17 protein-coding genes are annotated in these 19,985 nt (G+C 60.1%); 5 read left to right on the top strand and 12 right to left on the bottom strand.

The window, feature by feature from the left end:
- From JZX89_RS22445 to JZX89_RS22395, 11 genes are all read right to left on the bottom strand, one after another.
- On the bottom strand, positions 1-1,785 hold the full coding sequence (locus JZX89_RS22445; RefSeq protein ID WP_207135335.1) for a gamma-glutamyltransferase family protein: 1,785 nt from the start codon (positions 1,783-1,785) through the stop codon (positions 1-3).
- 22 nt (positions 1,786-1,807) lie between these two features.
- Positions 1,808-2,680, bottom strand: coding sequence for an ABC transporter permease (locus JZX89_RS22440; protein WP_207135334.1), 873 nt, complete (start codon positions 2,678-2,680; stop codon positions 1,808-1,810).
- Positions 2,681-2,692: 12 nt separating this feature from the next.
- Complete coding sequence (locus JZX89_RS22435; RefSeq protein WP_006311351.1) at positions 2,693-3,640, bottom strand: ABC transporter permease; 948 nt, start codon at positions 3,638-3,640, stop codon at positions 2,693-2,695.
- A 67-nt stretch (positions 3,641-3,707) separates the two neighbouring features.
- A complete protein-coding gene (locus tag JZX89_RS22430; protein WP_207135333.1) occupies positions 3,708-5,216 on the bottom strand; it encodes an ABC transporter substrate-binding protein in 1,509 nt (502 codons plus the stop codon).
- A gap of 78 nt (positions 5,217-5,294) precedes the next feature.
- A complete protein-coding gene (locus tag JZX89_RS22425; protein ID WP_207135332.1) occupies positions 5,295-6,056 on the bottom strand; it encodes a FadR/GntR family transcriptional regulator in 762 nt (253 codons plus the stop codon).
- A 180-nt stretch (positions 6,057-6,236) separates the two neighbouring features.
- Positions 6,237-7,103, bottom strand: coding sequence for an aldose 1-epimerase (locus JZX89_RS22420; RefSeq protein ID WP_207135414.1), 867 nt, complete (start codon positions 7,101-7,103; stop codon positions 6,237-6,239).
- Entirely contained in the window at positions 7,090-8,277 is a 1,188-nt protein-coding gene (locus JZX89_RS22415) for a galactarate dehydratase (protein WP_153516097.1), read from the bottom strand. The genes JZX89_RS22420 and JZX89_RS22415 overlap by 14 nt, the downstream gene beginning before the upstream one ends.
- A gap of 44 nt (positions 8,278-8,321) precedes the next feature.
- Positions 8,322-10,046 (bottom strand): ABC transporter ATP-binding protein, encoded by a 1,725-nt coding sequence (locus JZX89_RS22410; protein ID WP_188356125.1) that lies wholly within the window; start codon positions 10,044-10,046, stop codon positions 8,322-8,324.
- A gap of 8 nt (positions 10,047-10,054) precedes the next feature.
- Entirely contained in the window at positions 10,055-11,179 is a 1,125-nt protein-coding gene (locus JZX89_RS22405; RefSeq protein ID WP_207135331.1) for an ABC transporter permease, read from the bottom strand.
- A 9-nt stretch (positions 11,180-11,188) separates the two neighbouring features.
- A complete protein-coding gene (locus JZX89_RS22400) occupies positions 11,189-12,175 on the bottom strand; it encodes an ABC transporter permease (protein WP_207135330.1) in 987 nt (328 codons plus the stop codon).
- 115 nt (positions 12,176-12,290) lie between these two features.
- Positions 12,291-14,240: an ABC transporter substrate-binding protein gene (locus tag JZX89_RS22395; RefSeq protein WP_207135329.1), complete on the bottom strand. Its 1,950-nt coding sequence runs from the start codon at positions 14,238-14,240 to the stop codon at positions 12,291-12,293.
- Between the two features lie 302 nt (positions 14,241-14,542).
- Between JZX89_RS22395 and JZX89_RS22390 the strand changes: the two genes are divergently transcribed.
- The 5 genes from JZX89_RS22390 (at position 14,543) to JZX89_RS22370 (ending at position 18,001) form a co-directional block, all read left to right on the top strand.
- A complete protein-coding gene (locus tag JZX89_RS22390; protein WP_207135328.1) occupies positions 14,543-15,262 on the top strand; it encodes a FadR/GntR family transcriptional regulator in 720 nt (239 codons plus the stop codon).
- Positions 15,263-15,317: 55 nt separating this feature from the next.
- Positions 15,318-16,199: an SMP-30/gluconolactonase/LRE family protein gene (locus JZX89_RS22385; RefSeq protein WP_207135327.1), complete on the top strand. Its 882-nt coding sequence runs from the start codon at positions 15,318-15,320 to the stop codon at positions 16,197-16,199.
- A 29-nt stretch (positions 16,200-16,228) separates the two neighbouring features.
- Positions 16,229-17,125, top strand: a complete 897-nt coding sequence (locus JZX89_RS22380) for a dihydrodipicolinate synthase family protein (RefSeq protein WP_207135326.1) — start codon at positions 16,229-16,231, stop codon at positions 17,123-17,125.
- A 310-nt stretch (positions 17,126-17,435) separates the two neighbouring features.
- Entirely contained in the window at positions 17,436-17,645 is a 210-nt protein-coding gene (locus JZX89_RS22375) for a cold-shock protein (RefSeq protein ID WP_153516092.1), read from the top strand.
- A 131-nt stretch (positions 17,646-17,776) separates the two neighbouring features.
- The gene (locus JZX89_RS22370; protein ID WP_149901031.1) at positions 17,777-18,001 is read left to right on the top strand and encodes a hypothetical protein; all 225 of its coding nucleotides are present in this window, start codon (positions 17,777-17,779) and stop codon (positions 17,999-18,001) included.
- Positions 18,002-18,264: 263 nt separating this feature from the next.
- On the opposite strand, the gene JZX89_RS22365 is transcribed toward JZX89_RS22370, so the two are convergent.
- Positions 18,265-19,917, bottom strand: coding sequence for an OFA family MFS transporter (locus JZX89_RS22365; RefSeq protein ID WP_149901030.1), 1,653 nt, complete (start codon positions 19,915-19,917; stop codon positions 18,265-18,267).
- Positions 19,918-19,985 lie beyond the last annotated feature (68 nt).

Here is a 19,985-nt window from a genome sequence, read left to right as displayed (position 1 = left end):
TCAACGCCCCACCGCATAGGCCTGCATCAGCCGGGGGGTAGCGGCCGCCCGCAACAGGCCATCCGCATCCCGCCTTGCTGCGGTGAGCCGCCCGACCGACCAGGCATCGGCAACCGTGACCCGGTGGCCGCGACGGCGAAGCTCAGCGAGTGTGGCCTCACCCACCGTGCTTTCCACCATGATTTCACCCGGCGAGCTGGTGCGCGGGTAAAACGAACCCGGAAAATGCGAGGTGTGGAACAGCGGCATATCGATGGACGCCTGCAGGTTCTTACCGTGGTGCGCATAACGCAGGAAGAAGGGCAGCTGCCATTGATCCTGTTGATCGCCGCCCGGCGTGCCGAACACCATCGAGGGGCGGCCCTGATGCAGCGCGAGCGACGGCGTCAGCGTCGTGCGTGGGCGTTTGCCCGGCGCAAGCGAGGTCGGCAAGCCTTCCTTCAGCCAGAACATCTGGGCGCGGGAATTGAGCGCGAAACCCAGACCGGGCACGATGGGCGAAGATTGCAGCCAGCCGCCCGAGGGCGTGGTGGAAACCATATTGCCCCAGCGGTCGATGACATCGATATGCACCGTGTCACCGCGCTTTTCGGTCAGGTGCGACATGGTCGGCTCGTAGACGGTGCCCTTGCCGCTCATCTCGGCCAGCATCGCCATGGTGGCATCCACCTGCTTTTCGTAACCCGGCACGGTGCCGGGGCGCAGGTCGAGCGATGCCTCGCTGCCGATCAGTTTGCGACGCCCGGCGTTGTAGCCTTCAGAGAGGAGATACTCGGTCGGGATCTGCCCGAATTCCGGATCGCCATAATAGACCTCGCGGTCGGCAAAGGCGAGCTTCATGGCTTCGACGGTGGTGTGGATGAAATCAGGCCCGGACGGGTCCATGGCCGCAATATCGAAGCCCTTCAGCAAAGCGAGCGATTGCAGCAGAACCGGACCCTGCCCCCAGGCAGGCGTCTTGGCAATCGTCCAGTCATGATAATCGAACGTCTGCGGCGCTTCGACGGTCGCGCTCCACCCGGCCATGTCCTGCGCCGTCAGCACGCCTTTGTGCTTTGAGCCGCTGGCATCCATCACCTCTGCGGTGCTGACGTAACTGTCGATGGCTTCCGCAACGAAACCCCGATAATACGCATCCCGCGCGGCCTCGATCTGGTTTTCGCGGCCGGAACGCGCTTCGGCTTCGGTGATGATCCGCTGATAGGTCGCGGCCAGAACCGGGTTCCTGAAATTGGCGTGAGGCTCAGGTGCGGCACCGCCCGGCAGCCACGTCTCGTGGGATGTCGGCCATTCCTTCTCGAAGAACGCCGCCAGTCCCTTGATGGTGGCGGAGACACGCGGCAGCGTCGGATGCCCGTGTTCGGCATAATAGATGGCCGGCTCCAGCACCTCGCGCACGCTCATCGTGCCATAGTCGCGCAACATCAGCATCCAGCCATCGAAAGCGCCGGGAATGACGGTGGCAAGCAGCCCGTCGCCGGGGATCAGCTTCAGCCCCTCCGAGGTGTAGCGCTCGATCGTCGCACCGCTCGGGGCCGGACCCTGGGCGCAGATGACTTCGACCTTGTCCTTCTGCTTTGAATAAAACACGGCGGGCATGTCGCCGCCGGGACCGCACAGATGCGGCTCGACGATCTGCAGCACGAAACCGGTGGCGACGGCGGCGTCGAAAGCATTGCCACCCTTTTCGAGGATCGCCATGCCAACCGCCGATGCGATCCAGTGCGTTGAGGTGACGACGCCGAAGGTGCCAAGGATCTCGGGGCGTGTGGTGAATTCATTCATCAGGGTATTTCCTTGTAAAAGATCATGCTTCGCGCGGATCGAGCGCATCGCGCAGGCCGTCGCCCAGAAGATTGAAACCGATGACGACGAGGAAGATGGCGATGCCGGGCCACATCGTCATCCAGGGCGCCTGGCTGAGGAAATTCTTCGCGGTGTTCAGCATCGAACCCCATGAAGGAGCCGGCGCCTGCTGGCCAAGGCCGAGGAAAGAAAGGCTCGCCTCCGCGATGATGGCGGTCGCCACCGTCAGCGTTGCCTGCACGATGATGGGAGCAAAGACATTCGGCAGGATATAACGGGTCATGATATCGATATGGTTGAGGCCGATGGACCTTGCGCCTTCGACATAGTCCTCCATCTTGACCGCCAGCACCTGCCCGCGGGTCAACCGCACGAAGATCGGCATGGCGGAAAGGCCGATGGCGATCATCGCATTGGTAAGGCTCGGGCCGAGGAAGGCGGCAAGCGCAATCGCCATGATGAGGAAGGGCATGGCCAGCAGCGCTTCGGTGATGCGGGATATGACCATATCCACCCAGCCGCCGAAATAGCCTGAAATCAGGCCGAACGGTACTCCGATCACCACCGCGATCATCACGGAGACGACGCCTGCCATCAGCGAGGCGCGCGCGCCATAGATCATGCGGGAGAGAATGTCGCGGCCGAGATCGTCGGTGCCGAGCCAATGGGCCGCCGATGGCGCCTTGCGGATGGCCGACCAGCTGGTCGCAATCGGGTCCGCAATCGGCAGGATCGGCGCGGCGATAGCAAGTACTGCGAAAAACAGCACAATCACCAAGCCGACAAGCGCAGATTTGTTGCGCTTCATTTTCTTCCAGGCGCGGCTTTCCTGCCGTGTCGCCGGTACGGAGATGTTTTGATCAAGAACGGTCATGATATCAGGGCCTTAGATTGTCGCCCTGAGGCGGGGGTTGAGCAGGACATAGGCGATATCGGCCAGAAGGTTCATGAGGATGAAACCAACGGCGGTGCATAAAACGATGCCCTGCACGACGGCGTAATCCCGCGTGAACACCGCATCGACCGTCATCTTGCCAAAGCCGGGAATGGTGAAAATCTGCTCCGTCAGAACCGCGCCGGCCAGCAATTCGCCGAACAGCAGCGCCAGCAGCGTGATGACCGGCAGAAGCGCATTGCGGAAACTGTGCGACAGGATGATTTCGCGCGGCGAAAGCCCCTTGGCGCGGGCGGTACGGATATAGTCGGAACTCAAAACCGCCACCATCGCCGAGCGGGTATGACGCATCAGCGTCGCCGCAAGCGCATTGCCGAGCACGAAGGCAGGCATGATCATGGTTTCGATGGAACGAACAGGGTCGACGAAGATCGATTCATAACCGGATGCCGGCAGCCAGCCGAGTTTCACCGACACCAGCAGGATGAGCATAATGCCGAGCCAGAAATTCGGGATCGACAGGCCGGAAAGCGCCACGATATTGGCCGTATAATCGATCCACGTATTCTTCTTGACGGCGGCCAGAATGCCGATGGGAATGCCGATGACCATGGCGAAGAACATCGCCATGACCGCCAGCTGAATGGTGACCGGCAGCTTCTGACCGATAAGCTCCAGCACCGGCTGGTTGGTGCGCAGCGAAATGCCGAAATCGCCGGTCACCACACCGCCCAGCCAGTTGAGGTACTGAAGAGGCACCGGGTCGTTGAGGCGATATTTTTCCCGCAGGAATTCAATCGTCGCGGGATCGCGTTCCTCGCCCGCCATGGCAAGAACCGGATCGCCCGGCAGCAGCTTTTGCAGCGAGAAAACGAAGATGGAAATGATCAGAAGCGTCGGGATCGCGACCAGCAGTCGCTTGCCGATATAGACAGGCATGGCATTGCCCCCGTTTGAGTCCGGTGCTGGGGGCCGCACGGCAAGCCGTGCGACCTGTTCAAAGCTGTCAGTCCTTGCTGACGCCGAGAAGGCGGATCATACCGTCAGGCGATGGCGCCCAGCCCTTGACCTTGTTGGAAATGGCATAGGCATAGGGCTGGTGGCCGAGATAGATGATCGGCATGTCATCGTTGAGGATGACGCTTGCGGCATCGTATTTTTCCTTGCGGACCGCATCTTCGGTCGAGGCGCGAGCCTCGTTCAGCAGCTTGTCGACTTCAGGGTTGCAATATTTCACATCGTTGATGCCACCCTTGCAGGTGACGAACTGGTGCAGGTTGCCATCGGGATCGATACGTCCCGACCAGTCGGAACGGCTGAGCTGGTAATTGCCGGCGGTCTGTTCGGACAGCAGCGTCGCGAATTCCGTCGCCTTCAGGGTGACGTTGAAACCGGCCTCGGCCACCATCGACTGGATGACCTGCATCATCTGCGTCTGCGTGGTGTTGTTGGCGTGCTGAAGCTCGATATCGAGCGTCTCGTAACCCGCTTCCTTCATCAACTGCTTGGCCTTGTCGACATCGCGCGGCGGCACCGGCAGATTCTGGTTGAACCACGGGCTCGTCGGCGGGAAGGCCTGATTACCGCCCTTGGAGGTGCCTTCAAAAACGATCTGGCCGATCGCCTCGCGGTCGATCGCATAGGAGAATGCCTGCCGCAGACGCTTGTCCTTGCCGAGCGGATTGTCGGCGCGCGCGCCATTGTTCATGTTGACATACATGGCCATGTAACCCGGCCCGATCACATCGGCATAGGTCAGCTTGGAGTCGTTCCTGACGGATTCCGCATCGGACGCCGAAATGCGTTCGGCGATATCGAGGTCGCCGGCGCGAAGGTTCGCAAGCTTCACGGTCGTATCGGGGATCGGCAGATAAACGACCTTGTCGACGAGGACCTTGTCCTTGTCCCAATAGTCAGCGAATTTCTCCAGCACGATACGGTCCTGCTGGATACGCTCGACAAATTTGAACGGCCCGGCGCAAACCGGTTTCGAACCAAAATTCGCGCCCAGTTCCTTGGCCGCTTTGGGTTCAACGATCATGCCGGCGCGGTCGGAAAGCTGCGCCAAAAGGGTAACGTCAGGCGTCTTCAGCGTGAATTTCACCTCCAGCGGTCCCGTCGCCTCAACCTTCTCGACCGAGGAGAGCTCGCTTTTGCGGCGCGATTCCGGCAGCGTCATATTGCGCTCGATGGTCGCAACAACGGCGGCCGCATCAAGCGTCTCGCCATTGTGGAACTTGACGCCATCGCGGATTTTCATGGTCAGCACCTTGCCGGCTTCGGACCAGGCCCATTCGGTGGCAAGCTGGGGCACGATCTTCATGTCCTGCGAAATGTCCACCAGCTTGTCGCACATGGCGGTGTAGACGATGCGGCCGACGAAGGTGCGCGATTGCGCCGGGTCGAGCACGTCGGCGTCGTCATTAAGGCCAATGCGCAATTCCGACGATAGCGCCGGCGCGGCGAGCAATGCGCTGGCAAACAGCGCCGCAGTCAAAGTCTGGATTTTCTTCATGTTCTTTCCTCTGGTCTGGTTATTTTGACTTTTTGTCATTGGCCGCCCTTGAAGGGACGACGGTTTTCATCCGCGGCCTCAAGAGGCTGCGGTCAGTGAATCATCGGCTTCGGCCCCATTGCCCTCCCCGGTTCCCTCCTCCAGAAAGCCAAGCGAGGTGGCGCGGATCAGCCTTTCCTGATGCATGAGAAGATGCTGGCGCATCGCTTCACCGGCTCTTGCGGGATCGCGGTCGGCGATGGCATCGACGATGGCCATGTGCTGTTCGAAAGATGCCCTGCCATTCGTGCCGCTACGCCGGGCGAGTTCCCGTATCGACTGCCATGCATCATCCTGACGGATGCGGTTGACGACATCGAAGATCGACAGGAAGAGTTTGTTGCCGGCACTCTGGGCTATCTGCCGATGGAGCGAGCCATCCCACAGTTCCTTTGCGTCGGCATCCGTACTCTGGCCGGTCTTTTGAACAAGGGCGCGCATGCGCTCCACCTCGGCCGGCTTGGCGCGCATGGCCGCCAGTTGCGCCAGTTGCGGCTCGATGCGCAGACGCACCTCCATGATTTCCATGATATCAGTGCCGGCCACCAGTTCGGTGACCTGAGCGGACCAATCGTCAGGCTTTTCACCCACAAAGGTCCCGGCCCCCTGCCGCCGCCAGATCAGGCCTTCGGCCTCCAGAACCTCCAGCGCGCGGCGAATCGAACGACGTCCGACATTAAAACTCTCCGCAAAAGCCCGCTCCGTTGGCAAACGACCTTCTTTGGTAAGATCCTGCGTCTGAATATAGTCACGCAGCTTCGCCAGGGCGTAGTTGGAGTTGTCGTTAGGGTTCACCGCCACATCGCACCAATCATTGAACCAATCTCATATTGGTTCATTTGGTGAGAAATTTTCGCGCACGTCAAGCGCATTTTTGAGCGGTCATAATTAGCGCTCAAAATATGGGCAAGTGGCGTTTTTTTTGAAAGTGAACCATGTGGGGCGGGGCCGCCGCTGGCCTTGCCGGTAAAGCGTATCTCTTCAAGGATTGATGGAGAGCCTGATGCGCCCCGACAGTCGCTCGCCGGGGGCGGCTATCCTCAGACCCTGCCCCTCTCGTCCCGCCTGCGGCAAACCAAGTGTTCCGGCTGCCATGGAAACGGGTTCGAGGCAAAGATAACGGTCCATGCGGTGCACGGCCAGATGGGAAAAAACGGGGTCGGCCTCGAGCCGCAGTGAAAACCCGCCGCATTGAACCTGCGCCTTTGACCAACAGGTGAAGTGCAGGGTGTATCCCGTCGTGGCGGGGATGGCAGGTTCCGCGAAAGGCGCGGCCGGCTGACCGGTCGGCACGTTTTGCGCGTCCAGAGGATATTGCAGCCTGGCGTCCGTCGATGCGTCACAGTTGAGCCCGGCAGCAAAGTAGGGATGCCAGCCAAGCGCCATCGGCGCAGGCACATCCGCCAGATTGGTGATCGACAGTTCCACGGCGAGGCCGTTATCGTCCAGCAGGAAAGACTGTTCGGCGCGGAAAGAAAACGGCCATTCACCGTCAGCTTTGTAACCCAGCATCAGCCCTATGCAATCGGAAGACAGACTGGCAATCTCCCACGCTCGACGGTGCGCCGGACCATGCATGGCGTCCGGAGCAAGGGCCGGATGGGGCAGCAGATCATGGCGGATGCCCGCATGGACGAAGGAGCCGTTATGAAGCCGGTTGTGGTACGGAAACAGCGGGTATGCACCGGCTCTCGGCCAGTTGAACGGCTCGAAATCCGGCTCTGATGTCGGCACCAGAATGTCACCATAATCCGCATGGCGCAGATGGGTCATCCTGCCGCCCCAGGCGGGGCTCAGGCGGGCCGAAAGCGGCCCGCAGGCAATCGAGACTGTTTCAGGCGAAGGCATAGGAGCCGTCAGGCCGTTTCGGCACCCGTCTTTGCCAGTGAACATAGCCATCCTCCTGCATGGCTTTTTCGTCCATCTCGATACCCCAGCCCGGGCGATCCGGCCTCAGTTCGAGGTATCCGTCCTTGGGCAGATAGGGATCGACGACATAACGCGTTTCGTCCTCGCGTTTTTCCAGATCGGTGCCGCCGTAGACGTAGCACTGCCCTTTCGGCAGCCGGTATTCCAGAATACGGAAATTTTGCTGGGCGGCGGAAAAATGCACGTTGACGGCGGTGGCGAGCGGCCCCATCGGGTTATGCGGCGCGATGCTGACGAAGTGGGCTTCCGCAAGCGTGGCGATGCGGCGCATTTCCGAAATGCCGCCCACAACGCAGATATCTGGCTGGATTATATCCGCACCCTTCACTTGAAGAAGACGCAGGAACTCATTGCGATTATAGAGACTTTCACCTGTTGCCAGTGTGCAGTTCAGCCCCTGTTTCAGGTCGCCCCACATCTCGATGTTTTCCGGACGCAAAGGCTCCTCGAAGAACAGCGGATCGTAAGGCGCAAGCGCGTTGCCCAGCTGGCGGGCGGCGGCCGGCTCGAAAATCTTGGCATGAGCATCGAAAGCGATATCGTAATCGGGGCGCACCGTTTCGCGCAGCGAACGGAAATATTCGGCCGAACTGCGCACTACCTCGCCCCAGCGATGGGCGTGAATATCGAGGCGCCACGGGCTTAGCTTGAAGGCCGTGAACCCCCAATCCTCGTTCAGCCGATCGAACTCTTCTTTTGCTGCCGGCGCATCCGGCGCGGTGTAGACGCCGGCATAGACCTTGATGCGGTCGCGCACTTCGCCGCCCAGCAGCTTGTAGACTGGCACGCCGGCCGCCTTGGCCGCGAGGTCCCACAGGCAATGGTCAAGCGCCGAGATTGCCGAGAGACCGAGCGCGCCGGGTGGAAAGCGGTTCTGCTGGAGGAGAAGGTTGTAGAGATATTCGACCCGCGTCGGGTCCTGCCCGGCAAGGAAGCCATAGAGGTAGTCCAGAATTGGCGGCAATGCGAGATCGGGGCCGTGATTGTAACATTCGCCCCAGCCGGTCAAACCGTCATCGGTATCGAGAGCGACGACAACGCGGGGACGGTCCTTGTCGCGGGTGACGAATACCCGCATGCGATCGATTTTCATGCTTTAGTCTTCCTCGTGAATTTCAGGATGCAACAGCCGCGACACTATCGGGCCGCAACCCCGTTCTTGATCTCGGGTGGTTCGACATAACGGAACCTTCGGGTGCGATCCCGGTCTCGCGGGTCCGGGCGTGGAATGGCCGATAGAAGCGCCTGCGTGTAAGGGTGATCCGGCGCGTTGCAGACCTTTTCGGCCTCTCCCACTTCCACCAGCTTGCCGCGATACATCACCCCGACGCGGTCGCACATGTATCTGATGACGCCGATGTCGTGGCTGATGAAGATGTAAGCCAGCCCAAGTTCGTCCTGCAGCCGCATCAGCAGATCCAGCACCTGAAACCGCACCGAAACATCGAGCGCCGATGTCGCCTCATCCGCAACGATGATGCGGGGCCGCAGCGTGATGGCGCGGGCAATGCCGATACGCTGGCGCTGGCCGCCGGAAAAGGCGTGCGGATACCGCTCACGCCCGGCCGGGTCGAGACCCACCTGCTCCATCAGGGCGCAGACGCGTTCATCCAGCTCCCTGCCTTTCGCGATGCCGTTGACCAGCAATGGCTCGCCGATCACCTGCGCCACCGTCATGCGCGGATTGAGCGAGCCGAACGGGTCCTGAAACACCATGCGCAACTCGCGCCGCGCCGCTTTCAGCTCGGCGCCTTCGATCCTGGCGAGATCGACCACCGTGCCATCCGCCCGGCGATAAAGCATTTCGCCGCCGTTCGGATCGTAGAGGCGCATGATCGAGCGACCCATCGTGGTCTTGCCGGAGCCGCTTTCGCCGACGATGCCGAGCGTTTCGCCCGGCAGCAGCTTGATGGACACGCCATCCAGCGCCTTCATCTCGCCGAAATGCATGGAGAGATCGTTGACCTCGAGGATCGGTGCTGCGGCAAGATCGAGCGGCGGGCGGGCAAGCCGGATTTCCGCCTTCTGCTCCAGCTTCAGAACAGAACCGATCAGCATGCGCGTATAGGGGTCCTGCGGATTGTGGAATATTTCGTCGACAGTGCCGTATTCCTTGGCGACGCCGTGATGCATGACCAGCACGTCATCGGCAATCTGCGCCACCACACCCATGTCATGGGTGATGAACAGCACCGCCATGCCATGCGCCTTTTGCAGCCGCGATATCAGGTCGAGGATTTCGGCCTGTGTCGTGACGTCAAGCGCGGTCGTCGGTTCGTCGGCGATCAACAGTTGCGGTTTGCAGGCCAGCGCCATGGCGATCATGGCGCGCTGGCGCATGCCGCCGGAATATTGGAAGGCATAACGATCCAGCGCCTTTTCAGGGTTGGGAATTTCCACCTGCCGCAGCAGCTCGATGGCTTCCGCCCGTGCCTGCGCCTTGCTCATCTTCAAGTGCAGCCGCAGAACTTCGGTGATCTGGTCACCAACGGTATGCACCGGCGACAGCGATGACATCGGCTCCTGAAAAATCATCGAGATGTCTGCGCCGCGCACCGAGCGGATGGCCCGGCTGCGCGGATCGAGCTTTGCGAGATCAAGCGACGTGCCGTCGGCACGGTTGAGGATGATCGACCCGGAGGCGATGTAACCGGGGCTGTCGATGATCTGCAGGATCGAGCGGGCGGTAACGGATTTGCCGGAACCGCTTTCGCCGACGACGCAGAGCGTCTTGCCGGGATCGATGGAGAAAGACAGATCGTTGACCGCCCGGAAAATGCCGTTTCGCACGGGAAATTCGGTGACCAGATTGCGGACGTCAAGCAGCGGTCGGGCAGACTTCATGGAGAGAATATCGCTCATCCGGGGCCTCACTTGTTATAGGGGTCGGCTGCGTCGCGCAGACCGTCACCGAGCAGATTGAGCGCCATGACGGCAACGACAACAGCCACGCCGGGCAGGAACAGCCACGGTGCAGTTGCAATCGAGCGAATATTCTGTGCCTCGCGAAGCAGCACGCCCCAGGAAATCGTCGGCGGCTGGAGGCCAAGACCGAGGAAGGACAGCGAGGTTTCCGCAAGGATCATCGCCGGAACCGCAAGCGTGACCGAGGCGATGATATGGCTCGAAAAACTCGGCAGCATGTGGCGGAAGATGATGCGCCCTTCCGACACGCCATCCAGCCGCGCTGCCGCCACGAACTCTTCGGTCCGCAGCGACAGGAACCGGCCACGCACGACGCGGGCAAGCTGCGCCCAGCCGGTCAAGGACAGGATGATGGTGATCATCATATATTGCAGCGTTGCCGGCCAGCCCTGCGGCAGGGCGGCGGCCATTGCCAGCCAGATGGGAATGGTGGGCAGTGACAGAACGAAGTCGATCACCCGCTGCATGACGAAATCGATGCGGCCGCCGTAATAACCGGAGATACCGCCGAGGACGACACCGAGCAACAGCGAGAAGAACACGCCGACGAGGCCGATGGACAGCGAAATCTGCGATCCCTGCACCACCCGACTGAAAACATCGCGGCCAAGGCGATCAGCACCGAAAAGGAAGAGCGGCCGCGTCTTGTCGGTCGAGGCCAGCAGGTGGATATCCGTGGTGAACAGGCCGAGCACGGAATATTCGTAGCCGCGACCGAAAAGCTGGACCGGGATTTTCTTCGCCGTATCTTCGACGAACACAGCAGCCAGCGTTTCAGGATCGCGCGTCAGCTTCAGCGGATAATAATGCATTCCGAGCGAGAAGCCGTCCGTCGTATCGATGAAATGCACCCGTTGCGGCGGATGGAAGGTGGCGCGCGCATTTTGCAGCACCGGATCGTTGATGGCGAAGAAACCAGGCAAAAGCGCGACGAGATACATGGCGATGGTGATGAACAGGGCGACCATGGCCAGCCTGTGGCGCTTGAACGCCCACCAGATGAGCTGCCACTGCGAGGCGACGGCGGCGCGGTCCGGCCGGGTGTTGGTGGTGATTGCGATATCGCTCATGGCGCCCTCCTATTCGAGACGGATGCGCGGATCGACCAGCGCAAGCAGGATGTCGCTGATCAGCGATCCGATCAGCGTCAGCGCGCAGATCAAAAGTACGAAAGCGCCGGCGAGATACATGTCCTGCGCCATCAGCGACTGCAAAAGCAGCGGTGCGGCCGTGGGCAGGTTGAGCACGATGGCGACAACCACGGAGCCCGAAATGAGGTTGGGCAGCAGCCATGCAATGGTGGAAATGAAGGGGTTGAGCGCAATTCTCAACGGGTATTTCGTCAGCAGCCTGAACTCGGACAATCCCTTTGCACGCGCTGTGGTCACATAGGGTTTGGGCAATTCGTCCAGCATGTTGGCGCGCATGACGCGGATGAGGCTTGCGGTGGACGACACGGCAAGGATGGCGACCGGCAGCCAGATATGGGCCATCAGGTCGATCATCTTGGCGACGCTCCACGACGCCGTTTCATATTCCGCCGAAAACAGCCCGCCGACATCGGCCCCGAACTCCACCGCCGCGACATACATCAGCACCAGCGCCAGCAGGAATGACGGTATGGACAGGCCGAAAAACGAGAAGGCGGTGAAGAGATAATCGCCGATCGAATATTTGCGCACGGCGGAGAAAACACCGATGGGAAGGGCGATGGCCCAGGTGGCGAGAAGGCTTGCGACGGCCAGAACCAGCGTCAGCGCCATACGCTCCCAGATCAGGCCGGAAACCGGCTGCTGCCATTCGAACGAAATGCCGAAATCACCGCGGCTGATGATGCCCCATATCCATTTCAGATATTGCACGATCATCGGATCATCGAGACCGAAGCGTTCACGCAGCTGCGCTGCCGTATTGTGGTCGATGACCTCGTTGGAAGCGGCCAACGTGGCGATATAGGTCGTCACATAGTCGCCGGGTGGCAGCTGGATCAGGACAAAGGCAAGGAAACTGACGGCAAACAGGGACGGTATCATCCACAGCAGGCGTTTGACGATAAAAAGCAGCATGTCGCTCTCGCAATCACATTATACCGCACGCACCGCTAAGGAGACGGGTTTGTGGGTGGTAGAAACAACCTGAAAGGCGTCGCCGCGTTTAGGCAGCGACGCCCATGTGGCGGTGTCAGCTTGTGAAGGTGAACTGTTGCGGCAGCGCCGGACCGGGATTGGGCCACGACCAGCTGTCAGGCTCGGTTTCCGGCACGTTGCGCAGATTGTTGCGGATGATGCCGAAACCGCCAACGGCAAGGCAGAGACCAATCGTTTCGAACTCATCCGCCGCGATATCGAAGATTTCCTTCATCTTCGCACCGCGCTTGGCAAGGTCGGCTGTCGAGCGCGCTTCATCGAACAGTTTGAAGCGCTTCTTCTGGCTTTCCGGCGGTTCCTCGCCCTTCTGGCCGTTGGATGTGTACCAGAGCGCCCACGGAATGGCGTAACGCGAACCCTGCGGATGGAAGGCGAAGAAATCGCGCGGGTCGAGCATCGGATCGAGACCGCCGGGGCCGGGCCACACCGCCGCATCATGGGCATTGTCATCGCCGCGTGTGTAATACAGCGCGCGTTCGATGGTGTTGACCTTGATATCGACGCCGATCTGCGCCCATTGCGCCTTCACCAGTTCCAGCGCATCGACCAGATCGGGATAGAGCGTCGGGATGACATCGATGGAGAAGAAGATCGGCTGACCGTCCGGCCGCAGCCGCATGCCGTTGCCATTCTTCTTGTCGTAACCGGCCTTGTCGAGAAGTTCATTCGCCTTGGCGGCATCATATTCGGTGTACTGGCGCGCCAGTTTTTCATTGTACCAGGGATGCGTCGGGCGTGGCCCGGCCTGATATCCCTCGCTCTGGCCGAAATAGACGATGTCGATGATTTCCTGCCGGTTGAGAGCGACGGACAGCGCCTGACGGAACGACTTGTCGGCAAACATCTTGCGCATTGCCGGGTCTTTATGGGTGATGTTGAGGTAGATCTGGCACTGCTGCGAGGCGGATGGCACCAGCGTCAGCAGGCGGTAATCGCCCTTTTTCATATTCTGCGACAGGGTCGGCTTGTTGGCGAGAACGCTGATATGGCGTTCCTGAATGTCGATCTTGCCGGAAATGACGTTCAGCATCAGCGATTCGACATCCTGCGAGATGCCGAAATTGACTTCATCGATGTAGGGAAGCTGGTTGCCTTCGGTATCGACCTGCCAGAAGTAAGGATTGCGGGTCATGACCACGCGTGTCGCGCCGCCGGAATAGGGTTCCTTCACCACCCACGGGTCAAGCGTGGGCTTCTCGGCATTCGACCAGCGGGATGGAATTTCGATGTCACCGCACTTGGCGCGGAACAGTTCCGTCCAGCTGGAAACGCCGGCCGCCTTCACATCGGCATCGAGCGACGTGTTGTATTTCGGCAGGAACTTGCTGCAATAATGCTTGGCAAACAGCGTTGGGTGCTGACCAAGCGGCGTGGCGAGGTTTTCGAGATAGAGCGCATTTGGCGCTGCGAATTTGAACCTTACCGTGAAATCATCGACCTTTTCGACATCGACGGCCTTGCCGGCGACGGAGAGCTGAGCCGGGGTGGCGCTATAGAGCTCCTTGTTCTTGATGCAGTCCTCGATGGCGAACACCACGTCATCTGCGGTGAAGGGATGGCCGTCAGACCATTTCGCGCCCTGCAACAGATGGAAGGTGAACTGTGAGGCGTCCTCATTGACCTCCCATTTTTCAGCGAGATTCGGCAGAACTTCGGTGAAGTCCATGTTCCAGCGCACCAGCCCCTGATTGCCAACCATGCGCAGGATGCCGTTATGGTCCGACGAGCCGCGCAGGCCACGGCGCAATGTGCCGCCATAGGTGCCGATCTTTTCGTGCGGCGTCACCACCATCGGATTTTTAGGCAGGCGCTCGGCCAGAGGCGGCAATTTGCCGTCCTTTACCAAGGCCGCCAGGTCCGGCGCTTCCTTGCCGGCGGCAGCCCGGGCCGAGGTCCCGATGACAGAAAGGGCAGCGACACCCCCAAGCCCCGCCACAAAGGTTCGGCGCGTCACGCCCAGCGAAAATTTATCCCCATCGCGCATCGATTATCCTCCCAAAAAATCACCGGCAGCAAAACAGCTTTCACTGTGTCGCAACGGCCCTCCCGGCCAGCCAGCACGCCGATCCTCCACCGGCAGGGGCAGACCATATGGGCGTTTTCAGATGATTACAAGTATTGACAGATTTTTACATATTTTTTATTCGTAGAGCGATTTTCGAAAACAGGTTCGACGATAAAGATCGGAACGGCAGCGCCCCCCGCTGATAAAACCCCGGTATTTCTGTTGCGGATGACATACAGGAAACCGTTCAACTTCAGCGATTTGCAACGAAAGGTGTGCTGATGGACAATATGACCACATCGTCGGCCGCACGCGGCGAGACCCGGCTCAGCGACATCGTCTACGAAAAGATCGTCGGCATGATTTCGGACGGGCGGTTTCCCATAAACGAGCGGCTACCATCCGAACAAAGCCTGGCCTCGCTGTTCGGGGCTTCCCGGCCGGTTGTGCGCGAGGCGCTGGAGCGGCTGCGCAATGACGAGCTTGTCGTTTCGCAAAAGGGATCCGGGTCCTATGTACGCCAGCAGCCGGACTCGTCGGTGTTGCAGCAGGTGCCGGTCGGTTCGCTCGCCGACGTGCAGCGTTTCTTCGAATTCCGGGCCGGCCTTGAGGCCTCGGGGGCCGAACTTGCGGCGCGCAATTGGCAGCCGGCCGACAAGACGCGGATCGAGCAGGCAATTGCCGCTCTGGAACAATGTCTCGAGCGCAACGATCTTGGCGCAGAGGAAGATTTTGCCCTGCACGAAGCCATTGCGAGGGCAAGCCATAACCAGTTCCACATCACCGTGCGGATGTGGTTCAAACCCCATTTTGCGATTGGCCAGTCGGTAACGCGCAGCCTCAGCCTCAAGCGCACGCCGCAGCATGTGCGCGAAGTGCAGAACGAGCATACCGCCATCGTGGAAGCAATTTTTGCGCGGCGCGAGCAGGCGGCGCATAACGCGATGAAAGACCACATCCTCAAAGCCCGCGCCCGCATGTTTCAGGGCGTCGGCGGCTAGAACCGATCCCGCAATTCAAAAAAACGAGGCCTAAACGGGCGATGGAGAATAATCAGTGAGCCAGCCGCGCATCATAGAACCGAAACTTCGATCCCTCGTCGATACGCCTTTGAAGGTTGGCGAATCGCCCGCATGGGACGAGCGGACGGGCAATCTGTGGTTCGTCGATATTCTCGCCCCGGCGATTTTCCGCCTGCATGCGGACGGGAAGCTGGACAGGTTCGACATGCCCGCCCAGGTGGGCTGTCTCGGTCTGTGCGACAATGGCCTTGTTGTGGCGGGCCTCAAGACCGGCGTGCATCTGCTCGACCCCGCAAACGGCAAGCTCGACCTTCTGTGCGATCCCGATCAAGGGCGACCCGACAGCCGCCTGAACGACGGCAAGGTTGGCCCGGACGGGCATTTTTGGGTAGGAACCCGCGACGAGGCCGCCGTGCCCACAGGCAATGCGCGTCTCTATCGTGTCGCGCCTGACGGCGGCATCGAGCGTATCATCAACGGCAATATGTTCACATCGAACGGGCTTGCCTGGAGCCCTGACGGAAAGCGGATGTACCATTCCGACAGCAGTGGCCTCATGTATCAGGCATTCGATTTCGATGTCGCCACCGGCAAGCTCGGCCCGGCCGAACGCCTTCACGATTTCGCGCCCGACGAAGGCAGGCCGGATGGTGCTGCGACCGATAGCGAAGGCTGTTACTGGAGCGCCGGCGTTCAGGCCGGACGTCTCAACCGCTTTACGCCTGAAGGCGAGTTATTCGAGATCTACAGGCTGCCTTTCAAGGGGCCGACCATGCCGTGTTTCGGCGGTCCGGACCTTAAGACGCTTTATCTCACCAGTCTCGTGACCGAAACCAACGGTGTTTCCACGGCGGGCACGGTCGTTGCATTCGATGCGCCTGTCGCCGGCACGCCCGTGCACAAATTCTCCATCTGAGACGCCCTTTTACCTTGAGGAACAAATTGATGACGACATTCGATTTTCGCCAGGCCCTGCAAGGCATCTCCGGCGTTCCCGTGACGGCTTATGATGCAGGCGGCGAAGTGGACGCCGGTGTCACCGCCGAGGTTTACGCCCGCGTGGCAAAGGCGGGCATCCATAATATCGTCGCAGCGGGTAATACCGGCGAGTTCTACGCCCTGACGCCCGCTGAAATTCTGACGGTCTATGAGGCCGCGATAAAAGGCGTGAACGGGAAAGCCCCGGTAACAGCGGCGATCGGGCGCTCGCAGCGAGAGGCACTGTCCATGGCGCGGCAGGCAAAGGAAATGGGGGCTTCCGCCGTCATGTCGCATCAGCCGGTCGACCCTTTTGCAGCTCCGCAATCGCAGATCGACTATTTTATCGGCCTTGCAGAGGGCAGCGAATTGCCGCTGGTGGCCTATGTCCGTGCCGACGGTTTTTCGGTCGATGACATGGTCAGGCTATCCAGCCACCAGAATGTCGCCGGCATCAAATTCGCCACCACCGACATCATGCTGTTGTCGCGCGCGATTGCAGCTTCCGATCCGAACGGGGCTTTGTACGTCTGCGGACTGGCGGAAAGCTGGGCGCCCGCCTTCTGCGCGGCCGGCGCACGCGGTTTCACATCGGGTCTCGTCAACGTCGCGCCGCAGTTTTCATTGCAGGTCCTCGAAGCCCTGACGGCCGGTGATTTCGACGCGGCCCGAAAGATCGTCGAAAAGATCGAGTTGTTCGAACGGTTGCGGACACGGTACCGCAATGGCGCGAATGTGACGGTGGTGAAGGAAGCGATGGAAATCCTCGGGCTTACGGTCGGTCCCGTTCGCGCGCCGGGGCTTGCGCGTCTCGATAAGCAAGATCGCGCCACACTTGAAGGGTTGCTTGCCAGCTGGCGGTGACACCGATCCGCGCTCAAGCCAGCCATCTGCAAAGGCCGAGCCTCAAGCTTGGCCTTTGTTAATGCTCGGCTTTCGGCCAACCTACCGATCCCCACCGCGACGCAATTTCTTGACGAAGATTCCGATATGGAAACCAATAGTTGACATTGCGACATCGACCCGATAGAAGAGGCAATCGAATTTGCTTGCTTAGCTTTGCTTATCACGTGTCTGGCAACGCGTTCTGAACGAACCTTTCCTTTCAAAATCGCTATCATCATCCGCAGCGCCTGAGTGCTGTGGTTTCTCTATTGCTATGAAAGGGTTCATCATGACCACTGGCACAGTTAAATGGTTTAATTCCACCAAGGGCTTCGGCTTCATTCAGCCTGACAATGGCGGCACCGATGCTTTCGTTCATATCTCCGCCGTTGAGCGTTCAGGTATGCGTGAACTCGTCGAAGGCCAGAAGGTCAGCTTCGATCTGGAGCGCGACAACAAGTCGGGTAAAATGTCGGCCTGCAACCTGCAGGCTGCCTGAACGGGTATTTGCTTTCCTTTGACCACGGATGTACTGGCACTGCCGGAAGCATACTAACCCAATCAAGGCCAGGCACATCGCCTGGCCTTTTGTTTTTTGCTCGCTTGCCGAGCCTTACCACCGGAACACCGATGACAGAAAAATACAGCATCTCTCGCCAGAAGGCGGAGATTGCCTTCAGCCATATTCAGGCACCGTTTTTCGCGAAGGAAGAAGCATTCGAGGAGCTTGATTCCATTGCGCGATCCCGCGAAGCAAAGAGCCTGCGGCTTCGGGAAGCACGTCTTGCGAAAGAACAGTCGGACCGCGCTTCGGCCACCTCCGCTCTCCTCGCCAAGCGTGCACGCGGGCGCTAACCAGCGCAAAGAGGTGCGGCCACCAAAGGCCGGCCGGGATAATAAAAGAGAAGTTCAGCCCCCGGAAAATTAAAGCGCGCATTGGCGTGGCTCAGATTTGAACCTGCGACGAGGCCGACAGTGTTTGCGAGTTTGGGGAAGCGGCTCATGGAACCTGAACCACCTCCCTCTTTTTAGCGCCTTGATCAGGCAACACACCGACTACAAGCAGACGCATTCCTCGTCAGCGGCGCACTCATTCTGCATGACCGAACGAAATCCGCTCAGCCAAACAGCGCAAGGCTGCTTCTGACTGTGACCCACACGCCCCAGAGAAGCGGTATGCCGACCGCAAGCCACGCGAAGGCGGCCTTGGCGTCGAGACCACCCCTGCCGATGCCGAATGAGCCGGTCGGGCCGGCGCTGGCGGCCGCGGTTTTCGCCTGAAGTGCGGCAACCTCCGCATCCGACATGAACCATTTTTCCGGCAGCGGCTTCACGAACGCGTTGGCGATAAGGCCGATCGCCAGCATGCCCGCCAATATATACATGGTGCTGGTGTATAGCGCCGGACCCGGTGCAACACCGGCGGCGATCTGCGCTTCACGGATGTAGTTGACGACCACCGGTCCGGCGATGCCGGCCGTTGCCCATGCCGTCAGCAGCCGACCATGGATGGCGCCGACGAACTGCGTGCCGAAGATATCAGCGAGATAAGCGGGAATAGTCGCGAAACCACCGCCATACATCGACAGGATGATGCCCAGAGCCAGAACGAAGAACGCCTTGGAGCCCATGGTCGCAAATGTCGGGGCCAGGGCATAGAGAATGATGCCGAGGATGAAGAAGCAGAAGTAAGTGTTCTTGCGGCCCAGCTTGTCGGACATCGAGGCCCAGAAGAACCGCCCGCCGATGTTGAACAATGACAGCAGGCCGGTGAACCCCGCCGCAATGGCGGCGATCTGTGCCTTCTGACCGGCATCCAGATCCGCAAAACCGACGCCCGGAAGGCCGATCAGCGAACCGGCAAAGATTTCCTGCAACATGGGTGACGCCATGCCGATGACGCCGATGCCAGCCGAAACATTGAGGCACAACACCACCCATATCAGCCAGAACTGCTTCGTCTTGTGCGCATCGCGCAGATGCACGTGACGATGGGTGATCATCGCGCTTTTGGCTGCGGGCGCCGTCCAGCCTTCCGGACGCCAGCCGGCGGGCGGAATACGATAACCAAAAGCACCCGCCATCATGAAGGCGAAATAGATCAAGGCCATGACGACGAAAGTCTGCCACACGCCGACGGAGACATCCGTCTTGAAGGTGTTCATCAGGATATTGGCAAGTGGCGCACCGATCATCGCACCGCCGCCGAAGCCCATGATTGCCATACCGGTCGCCATGCCGCGACGATCCGGAAACCATTTGATCAGGGTCGAGACCGGCGAGATATAACCGAGCCCCAGCCCGATGCCGCCGATAACGCCGGCCCCGAGCCACATGAGCCATAATTGATGCGTCATGACGCCCAGCGCCGCAACCAGAATGCCGCCGCACCAGCAGCAGGCGGAGACGAAACCGGCCTTGCGCGGCCCTACCCTTTCCAGCCAGCCGCCCCAGATTGCCGCCGAGCAACCCAGAAGGACAAAAAACAGCGTGTAAATCCAGCCGAGATCGGCCACACGCCAGTTGCAATCCGTTGTGAACAACGCACCGACAAGGGTGATGCTGGAGCAACTGGGATCCGTCACCGGCAGCGCCTTCGACAGCGGCAGCCAGAAGACGCTGAAGCCATAGGCCATGCCGATGCATAAATGAATGGCCAGAGCCGCCGGCGGCACCAGCCACCGGTTAAATCCGGGTTTCGCTATGATCCGTTCGCGGTCCAGAATTCCGGCCTGCACCGGTTCTCCCGCAGATACGCCTGCTACTGCCATTGACACTACCTCCCTCGTGGATGTCTGGACAAATTTCGCGCCCCGTATGGCAGGGCGAAACCGCCGAA

This window comes from Agrobacterium burrii, from assembly GCF_017313405.1.
In the GTDB taxonomy this organism is placed as follows: Bacteria; Pseudomonadota; Alphaproteobacteria; order Rhizobiales; family Rhizobiaceae; genus Agrobacterium; species Agrobacterium burrii.
This window is presented reverse-complemented; position numbering and strand designations above follow the sequence as displayed.